This window comes from Priestia sp. 179-F W1.4 NHS (genome assembly GCF_045369295.1).
Taxonomy (GTDB): domain Bacteria; phylum Bacillota; class Bacilli; order Bacillales; family Bacillaceae_H; genus Priestia; species Priestia zanthoxyli.
In genome coordinates this window covers 123,181-136,493 of record NZ_JBIQFF010000006.1, presented here as the reverse complement: position 1 = coordinate 136,493, position 13,313 = coordinate 123,181, and the positions used below count along the sequence as shown (strand labels likewise).

General features: G+C 38.3%; 14 protein-coding genes. 9 read left to right on the top strand and 5 right to left on the bottom strand.

Going from position 1 to position 13,313, the window contains the following annotated elements:
- Window positions 1-34: 34 nt before the first annotated feature.
- From ACH0CI_RS22640 to gnd, 3 genes are all read right to left on the bottom strand, one after another.
- On the bottom strand, window positions 35-1,561 hold the full coding sequence (locus ACH0CI_RS22640) for an NCS1 family nucleobase:cation symporter-1 (protein WP_033578068.1): 1,527 nt from the start codon (window positions 1,559-1,561) through the stop codon (window positions 35-37).
- Between the two features lie 278 nt (window positions 1,562-1,839).
- The gene (gene gntK / locus ACH0CI_RS22635) at window positions 1,840-3,381 is read right to left on the bottom strand and encodes a gluconokinase (RefSeq protein ID WP_028412332.1); all 1,542 of its coding nucleotides are present in this window, start codon (window positions 3,379-3,381) and stop codon (window positions 1,840-1,842) included.
- A 25-nt stretch (window positions 3,382-3,406) separates the two neighbouring features.
- Window positions 3,407-4,306: a phosphogluconate dehydrogenase (NAD(+)-dependent, decarboxylating) gene (gene gnd, locus ACH0CI_RS22630; protein ID WP_034269374.1), complete on the bottom strand. Its 900-nt coding sequence runs from the start codon at window positions 4,304-4,306 to the stop codon at window positions 3,407-3,409.
- 150 nt (window positions 4,307-4,456) lie between these two features.
- Between gnd and ACH0CI_RS22625 the strand changes: the two genes are divergently transcribed.
- Window positions 4,457-5,302, top strand: a complete 846-nt coding sequence (locus ACH0CI_RS22625) for a MurR/RpiR family transcriptional regulator (protein WP_014461544.1) — start codon at window positions 4,457-4,459, stop codon at window positions 5,300-5,302.
- A gap of 169 nt (window positions 5,303-5,471) precedes the next feature.
- Window positions 5,472-5,951 carry a GNAT family N-acetyltransferase gene (locus ACH0CI_RS22620; protein ID WP_028412334.1) on the top strand — a complete coding sequence of 160 codons (480 nt, stop codon included), beginning with the start codon at window positions 5,472-5,474 and terminating at the stop codon, window positions 5,949-5,951.
- Between the two features lie 125 nt (window positions 5,952-6,076).
- Here the strand turns inward: ACH0CI_RS22620 and ACH0CI_RS22615 are convergent, their stop codons facing one another.
- Window positions 6,077-6,613 carry a phosphatidylglycerophosphatase A family protein gene (locus ACH0CI_RS22615; RefSeq protein ID WP_028412335.1) on the bottom strand — a complete coding sequence of 179 codons (537 nt, stop codon included), beginning with the start codon at window positions 6,611-6,613 and terminating at the stop codon, window positions 6,077-6,079.
- A gap of 172 nt (window positions 6,614-6,785) precedes the next feature.
- Between ACH0CI_RS22615 and ACH0CI_RS22610 the strand changes: the two genes are divergently transcribed.
- The 6 genes from ACH0CI_RS22610 (at window position 6,786) to ACH0CI_RS22585 (ending at window position 10,133) form a co-directional block, all read left to right on the top strand.
- Window positions 6,786-7,172 (top strand): hypothetical protein, encoded by a 387-nt coding sequence (locus tag ACH0CI_RS22610; RefSeq protein ID WP_028412336.1) that lies wholly within the window; start codon window positions 6,786-6,788, stop codon window positions 7,170-7,172.
- Window positions 7,173-7,267: 95 nt separating this feature from the next.
- The gene (locus tag ACH0CI_RS22605) at window positions 7,268-7,534 is read left to right on the top strand and encodes a hypothetical protein (protein ID WP_406902297.1); all 267 of its coding nucleotides are present in this window, start codon (window positions 7,268-7,270) and stop codon (window positions 7,532-7,534) included.
- 71 nt (window positions 7,535-7,605) lie between these two features.
- Window positions 7,606-8,331, top strand: a complete 726-nt coding sequence (locus ACH0CI_RS22600; protein ID WP_335387613.1) for an alpha/beta hydrolase — start codon at window positions 7,606-7,608, stop codon at window positions 8,329-8,331.
- An 82-nt stretch (window positions 8,332-8,413) separates the two neighbouring features.
- Complete coding sequence (locus ACH0CI_RS22595) at window positions 8,414-8,926, top strand: YjcG family protein (protein WP_406902296.1); 513 nt, start codon at window positions 8,414-8,416, stop codon at window positions 8,924-8,926.
- A 5-nt stretch (window positions 8,927-8,931) separates the two neighbouring features.
- A complete protein-coding gene (locus tag ACH0CI_RS22590) occupies window positions 8,932-9,366 on the top strand; it encodes a GNAT family N-acetyltransferase (RefSeq protein WP_034267615.1) in 435 nt (144 codons plus the stop codon).
- A gap of 89 nt (window positions 9,367-9,455) precedes the next feature.
- Entirely contained in the window at window positions 9,456-10,133 is a 678-nt protein-coding gene (locus ACH0CI_RS22585; protein WP_028412339.1) for a DUF421 domain-containing protein, read from the top strand.
- A gap of 75 nt (window positions 10,134-10,208) precedes the next feature.
- Here the strand turns inward: ACH0CI_RS22585 and ACH0CI_RS22580 are convergent, their stop codons facing one another.
- The gene (locus ACH0CI_RS22580) at window positions 10,209-10,460 is read right to left on the bottom strand and encodes a hypothetical protein (RefSeq protein WP_406902295.1); all 252 of its coding nucleotides are present in this window, start codon (window positions 10,458-10,460) and stop codon (window positions 10,209-10,211) included.
- 377 nt (window positions 10,461-10,837) lie between these two features.
- On the opposite strand from ACH0CI_RS22580, the gene ACH0CI_RS22575 reads away from it, so the two are divergent.
- Window positions 10,838-13,156, top strand: coding sequence for an ATP-dependent helicase (locus tag ACH0CI_RS22575; protein WP_406902294.1), 2,319 nt, complete (start codon window positions 10,838-10,840; stop codon window positions 13,154-13,156).
- The last annotated feature ends 157 nt before the right edge of the window (window positions 13,157-13,313 follow it).

Genomic DNA, 13,313 nt, shown 5'->3' with positions numbered 1-13,313 from the left:
AATCCAATCATGTTAATGATTGGATTTATCTTATTTATTTAGTGATGGTGGGATCAGCGGTTTGACTGTCGATAATTGGTTTTTCGCTTGTTTTTAACGTTATTTCTTCATATTCTCCCGGCGCTAATACACTTTTATCTCCTCTCATGAGATACGTATAGGCGATGATAGAAATGAATAGACCAAATGTCCAGGCATTATCCCATAAAAAGCGCAGTCCAGGAATCAGTAAGCCTAAAACAGGTATGGCCACGCCAATTACTAATGCATAAATACCGTTTTTATTAAAACCAGTTGAATAACTATAGCGACCGTTTACCTCGTATAAATCCTTTAATGCCATCTGTCTCCTTCTTACAAGCCAGTAGTCAGCAATGGCGATGCCGTCTATAGGACCAAGCAGCGCTCCGTATGTTCCAAGCCATCCAAAGATATAATTCCCGAAATTAGACATGATGTACCATGGCTGAAGCAAAATAGCAAAGATACCAGTTACTAGCGCTCCCATCGCAAACGTGATTTTCTTTGGATTCAGATTCTCAATTGCACGGGCCGGCGCCACAATATTTGCTCCCACATTAATCGTTAAAGAAGAAAGCACGATAACGATTGTTCCTAAGAAAATGATAAACGGAGGGAATTTAGCTACTAACGCCACTGGATCCCAAATAGCTTCTCCGAATATAACGATGGTTGCCGAGGTAACAGCAATTCCAATAAATGAAAAAACACTCATCGTCAACGGCAAGGAGAAGGTTTGCGCAACCATTTGGGATTTCTGGCTTCTAGCATATCGACAAAAATCCGGAATGTTCAAAGCGAGCGTCGCCCAAAATGCAATGACTCCGGTTAAAGCAGGGAAAAATACAGCTAGAAATTCTCCGGTGGATGTAAATTTAGAAGGCGTAGATAAAATGGGTCCCCACCCTCCTGAGTTTGTATAAGCCCATATAAAAAGAATAATAGCTGAAATACCAATAACCGGAGCAGCAATCGCTCCTAACACTTTAATTGCTTGCGGTCCTTTATACGCCACTCCTACATTTAAAAGCCAAAAGAGAGCAAATACAATGGCTGTATGACCAGCTAAACCATTCCAAGATGAAAATGAAGCGCTTAGCAGTGTATCAATTGCTTCCGTTCCAATCCATGTATTAATTCCAAACCATCCAGCAGCCACAATAGCCCTAGCCAGTGCTGGGATATGTGCTCCTTTATCTCCAAACCACAGGCGGGCAAATACCGGATAAGGAATGCCAAACTTGGTTCCAGCGTGAGAATTAAGCAAAATAGGAATAAGAACAATTACATTTCCTAAAAAGATTGTACCAATTGCCTGCCACCAGTTCATTCCAAGCGTCATCATTCCGCTCGCCATTGTGTAAGCTGGAATACACAGACACATCCCAATCCAAAGCGTGGCAAAGTTAACTCCTTTCCAAGAATGTTCTTTCATCGTAGTAGGACGTAAATCTTCATTCCAAAGATCGCTGCCGCTCAGCTGATTGTGCGTCTCATCTGTGAGCGTCACAATTCCATCTTGCTCGATTTGTGTTTTCATCCATAAAACCCCTTTTCATAAAATAAGTTCATTTCAAAAAACAAATTTTATTTGAATTTTCTGAAATATAAAGGCGTTTGTGACGATTCCTTCTAGTATGTGATAAATACTAACGTTATTCCTTATTATATTTAATGCGAAACAGGGATACACTGGACAAATTGTAACATTATTTGAGGGAACTTTTATATATTGTGTAGTGTTAACTCTTTTGGTTGTTAGATAACCTAACACACAAAAAATCATCGCCTGAAAGCTTCAAGCGATGATTTTTGAACTTAATGTACGTATTTTTTTTGAAAAGCCGTAATGCTTTCGTATTCTTCTTTAAATAAACGAGCCAAACGAATATAGATAGTCGTTAACTCTTTATATACTTCACTGTTTTCTTTGATTGGATAATGATGATTAGTCGCTCCAACCATATCGGAAACAACGTTTAATGAGTCGACTTCGCCAAGGCTATATAAGCCAAGAATAACTGCTCCTAGACATGAACTTTCAAAGCTTTCCGGCACGGATACTTCTTGGTTAAAAATATCTGCCATCATTTGGCGCCAAAGTGCGGAACGTGCAAATCCGCCTGTTGCCTGAATTTTCGTAGGTTCTCCAATTAACTCTTCAAGTGCCAATAATACCGTATACAAGTTAAAAATAACGCCTTCTAATACGGCGCGAATCATATGTTCTTTTTTATGATGCAAACCTAGGCCAAAGAACGAACCTTTAGCATTTGCATCCCAAAGCGGCGCACGCTCTCCTGACAGGTATGGATGAAACAATAAGCCGTCTGCTCCAGGTTTCACTAAAGCCGCAATATCCGTTAATACTTCATATGGATCTTTTCCAAGACGTTTAGCTGTTTCGACTTCCGACGCTCCAAATTGATCACGAGCCCATCTAAAAATCATGCCTCCGTTATTTACAGGGCCGCCAATTACCCAGTGGTCTTCTGTCAACGCATAACAGAAAATACGACCTTTAGGATCGACTACTGGCTTGTCAGTGACTGCTCGAATAGCTCCGCTTGTCCCAATTGTTACTGCAACAACGCCTGGTTCAATCGCATTTACACCTAAGTTTGATAATACGCCATCGCTTGCACCTACAATAAAGGGCGTATCCGGCAGTAAGTGCATCTCAACTGCAAGCTCTGTGTTTAGCCCTTTCACTTGATGCATAGTTGAAACAGGAGTGGATAGCTGATCTGTCGTCACACCTGCTACTTTTAATGCTTCTTCATCCCACGCAAGATTTTTCAGATTAAATAAACCTGTTGCTGATGCAATCGAATAGTCGATCACATATTCGTTAAACAACTTAAAGAATACATATTCTTTAATTGAAATAAACTTATGTGTTCCCTTCACTAATTCAGGCTGTTCATTAGAAAGCCATGTTAGCTTGGAAAGTGGCGACATCGGGTGAATAGGCGTGCCTGTACGTAAATAAATCTCATGGCCGTTGTATTCATTTTTAATTTTTTCCGTCCATTCTGCACTTCTATTATCGGCCCACGTAATACATTTTGTCAGCGGCTTTCCCTGCTGATCAACGGCAATAACACTGTGCATAGCTGAGCTGAATGAAACGCATAAAATATCCTCAGGTTTTACATCGCTTGTTTTTACAACCGTTTGAATGGTACGTACAACTGCTTGAAAAATTTCTTCAGGATCTTGCTCAGCCATCGCGGGCGTAGGCGAGTATAGTGGATACTCAATCCCATGGTTAGCAATGACTGTACCGTCTACTGAAAATAATACAGACTTTGTACTCGTTGTTCCGATATCTACACCTATTGCATATTTTTTGCTCATGCTGCTGTCCCCCTACTTTACTACTTTACTTATTTACAACACCGTGACCGCCGAATTCATTTCGAAGTGCTGCTACAACTTTTCCTGTAAATGTATCTTCCTCTAATGAACGATAGCGCATCATTAGCGATAAAGCAATAACAGGAGTTGCCGTTTGAAGATCAAGAGCAGTCTCTACGGTCCATTTCCCTTCACCAGAAGACTGCATGACTCCTTTAATACTATCTAGTTTAGGATCTTTTGAAAACGCATTTTCCGTTAGTTCCATTAACCAAGAGCGAACGACAGATCCGTTATTCCAAACGCGCGCTACGGCTTCATAGTCGAAATCAAACTGACTTTTTTCCAGAACTTCAAATCCTTCAGCAATGGATTGCATCATTCCATATTCTACACCATTATGAACCATTTTTAAAAAGTGACCGCTTCCGCTTTTGCCTGCGTACATAAATCCATTTTCTACACAAATATCACTAAAAATTGGTTCAATTGTACGGAATGCTTCTGCATCTCCGCCAATCATTGTACACGCTCCGTTTCTTGCACCTTCCATTCCGCCGCTTGTCCCTACATCAAAGAAGTAAATACCTTTTTCCTGAAGATCCTGAGCACGTCGAACAGATTCTTTATAATTAGAGTTTCCTCCATCTATTACAATATCTCCTTCTGACAGAAGTTCTTTTAGTTCTGTAATCACATTTTCCGTTACTTCTCCAGCCGGAACCATAACCCATACAACTTTAGGTGAAGCAGGCAGTTCGTTGACTAACTCTTCAATAGTAAAGGCACCAGCTGCTCCTTCATTTGAAAGTTTTTCTACCGCTTCTTTATTCACATCATAAGCTACAACTTCATGATGATTGTCCATTAAATTTAATGATAAATTATATCCCATTTTTCCTAAACCGATTAATCCAATTTTCATTTTACAAACTCCCTTTGAAAAAAAATTTCACATTACCTCCATTATACGAATTATTTTTCATTTTGCAATCGTTTACAAGAAAATTTTTTTCACACATATTTTTGTGCTATACTCTTTTTACTACTAAATTCGTGGAAAGGAACATCAGTTATGACGCAAAATTGTTTAGGAAAAATTCGTTCTCACTATGCTAGATTCAGTGAAAAAGAGAAAAAAATTGCAAATTATATTTTAGAACAGCCGGAACAAATTATTCACAGTACCATTAACGAAGTAGCAGACGATTTAAATGTAGCTGATGCAACAGTCTTTCGCTTTTGTAAACGAATTGGCTTCAAGGGCTATCAGGCGATGAAAATAGCGCTGGCTGCTGAAATTATGACGCCTATTCAGCAGATTCACGAGGAAATTGCTGAAACGGATAATGAAAAAACGATTGCTGAAAAAATCTTTCGCTCCAACGTGCGAACGCTTGAGAATACATTACAAATACTAGAGGGCAATGCTATTGAAAAAGCCGTCAAACTTTTAATGAAGGCCGATAAAGTTCAATTTTATGGCACGGGAGGCTCTTCAGTCGTGGCTATGGATGCTTTTCATAAATTTGTGCGAACAGGAATTAAAACGTTTGCATTTATCGATTCCCATTTCCAGCTTATGTCCGCTTCTCAATTGACGAAACAAGATGTAGCGGTAGTGATTTCTCATTCTGGAACAAATAAAGACACGATGAACATTTTAAATACAGCAAAAGCGAACGGTGCCAAAACGATCGGGATCACGGGTTTTCCTAAATCTCCATTAAGTCAAAACGTTGACGTTTCTCTTTATACAAGTTCAGAAGAAACCGAATATCGATCTGAAGCTCTCGCCTCGAGAATTGGACAGCTAAGCCTCATTGATGCTTTGTATGTTAATGTAATGATTGCGAATAAAGACACCTCTAAACACTCGCTTGAAAAAGTACGCGATGCTATTGCTGAAACTAGAATTTAATGTTTCGCCCTTATATATTCTTCAACTACAATATCAAACAGAGCATAAAATATATGCTCTGTTTAGTGCGGTTCTTCACTTAAAATTTTCAGGTTTTCATTCTCATTTAACATTTTCTAAGTTGCTACATATGATAAAGCACAACTTTTAAAAAGTAGGTGAAGTGTGTATGGATATTATCTATCGCACTGCAAAACTAGATGATTATACAGAAGTAAATAAAATATTAGGGGAATCACTAGAACTCCACGCAAATGCGCTTCCTTCTATGTTTGATAACCAAATGGCTGTTTTATCTCCAGAACAATATCAAGCTACCCTTTATTATGCAACCATTGATATTCTTGTAGCTCAATATCGAAATCAAATTATTGGAGCGTCTGTTGTTGAATTAAAATATAACCCTCCCACCACGTTAGCTCCGCTTTCCTACACAGCATACATCCAATATTTTGGTGTAAAAAAAGGCTTTCAAAATTATGGAGTAGGAAAAGGTCTTTTTTCTGCTACAAAACAGTGGGCTGTACAAAAAGGAGCAAATGACCTCCAGCTTACCGTATGGGCATTTAACGAAAAAGCACGTGCTTTTTATGAAAGTCTTGGACTGGAAAACTTAAGCTATCTTATGACTACTTCACTACAGCCATAAATCGTTCCATTAACGGAGGCTAGGCACGTATCTCCTACGTGCCTAGCCTCCGTTATTCAAATAAAAGACTAAATCATTTTAACGCGTTAATTTACGCAGCTTATATACATACTAAAAGAAGTTTATTACGTAGCCGGATTGCCTTCTTGCAGCTGTTCTTGTTCATCACGCTGACGGTGAGCCAAACGACTTGCCGCACTAGAAGCTACGCTCGCTACCAAATCATCTAAAAAGGTATTAACTCCTTTTTCTTTTTTACAGTCCAGCTTTTCAATAATACCTACTTTTACTTTATCTAAATAGCCAAAGGTCGTAACAGCGATACTGCCATAGGTTAAAACGGCACCTAAAGCAATCGTTTCGTCAACGCCAAACAACCCTTCGTCTTGTTCTACAATACTTTGAAGAGGTTCTGATAATTTATTTTGCTCAGCTAACTTATCAAGTTCGATTCCAACTAGAAGGGCATGCTGAATTTCTCGCTTTTGCAGTACTCTCTCTACGCTTTCAGCGCATTCCTGAATGGTTAGAGCTGGATGATAAGGAAGCTGTAAATCATACACAATTTCAGCAATATCCAAAACTGTTACGCCACGCTCTTCCAGCAAATTAAATGTTGCCTTTGCTACTTCTTTGCTCGTTGGGATTTTTTTCGCTGTCATGTCTCTCTCTCCTTTTCAAGTTGTTGTCTCTCTTTATACTAAATTCGATGAGAGCCGCTAAAAACCTTTTTTGTTCATCCGCCTGAGTTCATAAACTCGTCACATATCTCTTTAGGCGCTCATTACATTTACTTGCTATAATAAAATTATCGAATCAGGAGGTTTGTCTACTGTGGAAGAAAAACAAAGTAAATTTAGCAGAGGCTTATTATTATTTTTCATTGGCGCAACAGCCCTTTTCTTTATCATCTTAATCGTTCTGTTTCTCATGTCTACTTTTGGAAAAAGCGAAAAAGAAGCTGTGGCTCTGCTCGCAGGAAATCACTATGCTATCGTTAAAGAAGAGAATTCATATACTCTTTATGATCAAAAAGAAAACAAGCCTATTTTGAAAGATGTAAACGGCTATTTCGGTGCTCGCAATATCCGAAGTTATGTAAAGAATGACACAGAATTGGTTTCGATTGATGAAAAAGAAGAGGAATATACGAAAAAACCGCTAGAAAAAGCCACTCAAGCAGAAAAAGATATGTTTAAAAAGATGAAAAAATTAGATTAACAAAAAAACGAATCATCAATCAAACTGTTTGATTGATGATTCGTTTTTTTCGTTAAAGTGGACGCAGATTTTATCTGTTTCATTCCTTCTATCAGTTGGTTGGAGGGCAAGGCGAAGATTCCTGCGGAAACATGGGAACAGGTGAGACCCCGCAGGAGCACAAGCGACGAGGAGGCTCACCTGCCGCCCGCGGAAAGCGGAGTCTTGCACGGAAATCAACTGCGGCCGAGCAAGCTGCCCAGATTATATATCCAGATTGTTTATGTTTGGATGAAATTCATTTCGTTACGTCCCAACCTCTTTTTTTAGCAACGCATGCCTCTTTCTCGTCATTCGCTAAAAAATTCGTTACAATAAAATAAAGAACGATTTTTAGAAAATGTGTTACAATAAAGGTAACGCTTTCATTCAAATGCATAGGAGTCGATTATTCATGTCAGAAAGTAAGCGGAAGTTAGAAGAAATTTCTTTTTATAGTGACGCACTGCAAGAAGATGTCACGTTACTAGTCTATTTGCCGTCAAACTATTCTACGCTCTATAAGTATTCTCTACTTATCGCCCAAGACGGAAAAGATTATGTTATGTACGGACGTACACCTCGTTTAATCGATGATTTAATGAACGAGTCAGAAATCGATCGTACTATTTTTGTTGGAATTCCATATAAAAGCGTGGAAGACAGACGCAATAAGTATCATCCAGAAGGAAAGCAGGTAGATGCTTACATTCGCTTTTTAGCACATGAACTTGTGCCATTTTTGGATAAAACATATCCTACATATCAAATGGGAAAATCGCGTGTTCTAATTGGTGATTCGCTTGCTGCTACAGTTTCACTGCTGACGGCTATTGCGTATCCTCACACGTTCGGGAAAGTAATTATGCATTCTCCTTTCGTGAACGATGCTGTGTTACAAACGGTCAACTCATTTGCTTCTCCTTCACTTCTGGATTTGTATCATGTTATTGGAACGGAAGAAACGGACGTCAAAACAACACAAGACGGTATATTGAACTTTATTGAGCCTAACCGCCTGTTGCACGAACAAATGAAGCAGCGTGGATATTCTGTTTTCTACGAAGAATTTAATGGAAATCATACGTGGAAATACTGGCAAAAAGACGTAAAGCGGTCGCTTCAATATATGTTGAAGTAGAAAGATATCATATTTTTTGAAAATTTGTTATAATAAGCTCGCTTTATACATATTTTATGATCTTACTTTGGAGGGATTTTTTATGAAATTTGGCGTTGTACTTTTTCCATCTAAAAAATTGCAAGATGTAGCGAATTCTTATCGAAAGCGCTATGATTCTCACTATTCATTAATTCCGCCTCATCTTACATTAAAAGAAGTCTTTGAAGCTACAGAAGACCAAATTGATGAAATTGCGGCTAATTTGCGTAAAATTGCCGAAGAAACAAATCCATTTACATTAAATGTAACGAAAATAAGCTCATTTTCACCAGCCAATAACGTTATTTACTTAAAAGTGGAACAAAAGCCAGAACTGACGTCACTTTACAATAAACTTCATGAAGGCAATCTCGAACAGCCAACTGAGTATTCATTTATTCCACATATTACAATTGGTCAACGACTTTCAGATGATGAGCACTTAGATGTGTATAGCCAGTTGAAGCTTGTAGATGTCGCTCATGAAGAAACAGTTGATCGCTTTCATTTAATGTACCAGCTTGAAAATGAAACATGGACTGTGTTTGAAACATTTCGTCTTGGAAAGGGATAAGATACGTGAACATCAAAGTACTAACGAACAAACAAGATCCTTCTGATGCTTACTTCGTACGTCAAAAAGTATTTGTAGAAGAACAGCAGGTTGATGTAGAGCAAGAAATCGATGAATACGATTCCGAAGCCCTGCATTTAGTTGTATACAAAGGAACTGCACCAATTGGGGCAGGACGCTTCCGTATGGTAGAGGACTATGGAAAAGCCGAACGAATCTGCGTTCTTTCTTCTTATCGAAAAGACGGTGTAGGAAAGCTTTTGATGGATAAGTTAGAAGAGATCGCAGCAGAGCATGAGATTGAAAAGATTAAGCTGCATGCTCAAGCGCATGCGGAAGGATTTTATAAAAAGCTAGGCTACGTAACGGTTTCAGGTGAATTTATGGATGCTGGAATTCCACATGTAGAGATGGTAAAGAAACTAAGTAAAAAACACTAGGAATTGAACCTGGTGTTTTTGCTTTTTTAAAGGATAAGAACCTTTGCTTTGCTTATACTAATACCTAATCATGTGAATTAGGTGAAAATATGGATGAACTTATCGGAATTGCACTAGAACTCTTTATCGGATTTATCTGCTTGTTTATCTTAACTAAATTTTTAGGCAGAGCGACGATCACTCAGCTTACCACTTTTGATTTTATCTCTGCTCTTGTATTAGGAGAGTTAGTAGGAAATGCGTTATATGACTCAGAAGTAGGCATAGGCAAAATTTTATTTGCTGTTATCTTTTGGGGAGCGCTTATTTATGTCACCGAAGTTATTACTCAAAAAAATATTCGCCTGCGCTTGTTTTTAGAAGGACGGCCATCTATTATTATTCGAAAAGGGAAAATTTCGTACAAAGAACTTAGCAAAAATCGATTAGATATCGATCAGCTTCTTCATATGCTGCGTTCAAAAGACATATTTTCTATTCGTGAAGTTGAATATGCAATTTTAGAAACAGATGGCTCGCTAAGCGTACTGCCAAAATCTGATTATGCTAAACCAACAAGAAGCGATCTGCAGCTGCCTCCTTCTGAACCTGTTTTATCTATCGCCTTCGTCAGTGATGGACGTTTGCTTTTGAAAAACTTAATTCAGTCAGGCTTTGATGAAGACTGGCTAAAGAAACAGTTGAAAAAACAGGGATTTACCGATTATAAACAGGTGCTTTATGCTGAATGGCAGCAGGGCCGTACACTTTTTATTGAATCTTACTAAGGTGTTTTTTACTTGTTCATTACTTTGTTAAAAATCGTGAGCGCATTCATTCTGCTGCGTTCACGATTTTTTCTATTATACCCGTGTATTAATCACTAGGCCCTTATTTGTTAGCTTGCTGTATACACGCTCTGCTGCTTGAAGCTTTTTTCGCTTTTGTACGGAACTTGGCGTCAATTCCGATGAGTGAGAACGCGATTCAAACTCTTCGTCAAAGCTTTTTTTCTGGACAGGCCAAATACGATTTGAAAAAGAAGCATTATTTTTTTGAAAGCGATTTGCATATTGAATAGATTGATAAGGTGTGACGGGCAGTATATATCCCATATGAACCCTCCTCTTTTTCAAGATACCTTCTACTCCCGGACCTCAGTATTTTTCGCAAGAAGTATCGACATTGAAACAGCTCACTTACGCCCTCTTCTAGACTTGTTCAAAACAGATAGCACTTTGTATCTATACCGCCTTTTTTTGAACATATGTGATCTCTTACTCAATATATACCCTTTTTTACATCGTATCCCTCCAAAAATATCCGTACTCTTTTTAAAAAAAGATGATTTTGATATGATAGACTTTGATTATAGAATAAAAACTGTGCGTATATACACATCTATATCGATGTAGAACAAGAGCGGCTTCTTGCTTTAACTCCCTCTTATTTACTATTGATTGTTCATGTTTTACAAAGGAGGCCATGTTTTTTGCAACGTGCACTTTATCAAAAACAGATACTTAATCTTGCTATAACGGCTAGAGACCGATTTCAATATTTATATGAAGCTAGTCTCCGAGGAGAAATAACATGTGCTCACTGCGGAGAACCAGTTAAATTATACCTGGGGATTGAACATTCTCCTTACTTTTATCATGCTCAAGTTCCTCATGAAAGAGAAGAGTGTTCAGACACACTATCAGAAACAACAGCTGTACAACAAATAAAAGAAACTCCGGCTGAATACAGAGAAACCAATGGATTTCGTATTCCTAAAGGACGAGCTATTGGTGAGAAAAATTCAACTGTAAAAGAGAAAGCGACATGGAGGTCTTCCGCGCCTTTTTCAAGTGTTCCTGCTTTTCGCTCAAAACCACCTGTTCCTAAACACTCTGACTCTCCTTATTTAAATGAATTTAAAGAGAGCGGTATTGAATTAGATTCGAACCAATGGAAAGCTGTTACACATTCAGAAGGACCTCTTCTTATTCTAGCCGGTGCAGGAAGCGGAAAAACGCGTGTGTTAACAGCTCGCACCGCATATATGATACAAGAAAAACAAATTGATCCAAAATCCATTATGCTGGTGACTTTCACGGCTAAATCAGCTAAAGAAATGAAAGAACGATTGGCTACATATCCAAAGATGTCCGGCTTACATCTTCGTCAAATGCTAGTTGGAACTTTTCACAGCATTTTCTTACGTATGATTGTTCATCACAATCCTCAAGCGTGGCAAATGGATCGCCTGCTGAAATGGGATTGGCAAAAAGAACAGATCGTGAAAGAAGCAGCAAGAGAGCTCCACGTGGATGAAAAAGATTTCCCGTTTGATCAGGCACTTCAGCAAATCGGCTATTGGAAAAACACGCTTGTTGGCGTGAAAGATGTTCGCCCAAAAGACAAATGGGAACAAGATGTGCACTTTTTATATCGTCGCTATGAAGAAGTCAAAAAGCAAAAACAGCTATTCGATTTTGATGACATGCTGTATGGATGTTATGAAATGCTAAAACAAAATCCCGATTTGCTAACTCGTTATCAAAAAAGATTTCGCTATTTTTTAATTGACGAATTTCAAGATATCAATAAAGTTCAATATAAAATTATGAAAATGCTAAGTGAAGACTCTAAAAACTTGTGTGTCGTAGGAGATGATGATCAATCAATTTACGCTTTCCGCGGAAGCGATCCTTCGTTCATCTTAAACTTTGAAAAAGATTTTGCTCATACAACTGTTATTACGTTAAACCAAAATTATCGTTCAGCTCACGCCATCGTTTCTTCCGCTAATAAAGTGATTGCACGAAATACAGCGCGCCGACAAAAAGAAATGGCTGCCCAGTTTGATAATGAGTTAAGACCTACCTTCTTCTTTCCATACGACGAAGAAGAAGAAGCAACAATGATTGTAACGGATATGAAAGAAAAGATTAAGCAAGGAGCTTCTCCAACTGACTTCGCGGTCTTGTACCGAACTCACGCTTCTTCACGCGCCATCTTTGAACGTTTATCGCAGTCAAACCTGCCATTTTCAATCGAACAAGATGCGGATTCGTTTTATAAAAGAAGAATGGTTCGAAGTTTACTTTCATTTCTACGCTTGAGCGTGAATCCAAATGACGCAAGTTCGCTACAAGATTTAGTAAACGCACTCTTTTTAAAGAAAACAGCAGTCAATGACTTAAAAGCAGCAAGTATTCTTCATGACGGTACATTTATTGATGCGCTTGAATATCTTCAAGATTTAAAACCGTTTCAGCAAAAAAAGCTCAAGAAAGTAATTCCTTTATTCAAGTCGCTAAAATCAATGTCTCCTTCTTTGGCACTTGAGACGATTTCTAAGGATATGGGATTCGATGATTTTGTCAAAAAACGCGGAAATGAAGGAAATATGATGGAAAAAGGTTCGGATGACGTGCGGGATTTAAAAGTTGTAGCACGTAAATTCAAAACCGTACCTGAACTGTTAGAGCATGTGGATCATATGATTGCCATGAACACAGAGATGAAAGTTTTAAGCAAGCAATTTAATGAAAGTATTCAGCTAACCACCATTCACCGAGCAAAGGGTCTTGAATATAAGCATGTATACGTACTGAGCAGCGTAGACGGAGGATTGCCTCATGATTATGCACTCGAAGCTTATCGAGGCGGAGATGATGTGCCGCTTCAAGAAGAACGCCGCCTTTTATATGTAGCCATGACGCGTGCACAGAATTCACTTTACTTATCTGTTCCGCAAACTAGAAGAGGTAAAACCGCTTATCCTTCAAGATTTCTGAAGTCTTTTATAAAAAAAGTATAAAGCAAAAAAGGCTGGGACAAAAGTATTTTAGTCAAATTGAAGTACGAACGGTTAATCAAAATTATTGATTAACCGTTCGTACTTTTTATTGTCATGTACATGTAGAGTTAATATATTTAGTTGCTTCTAGCTGTTGATTGGATTGATTTCGCTACGT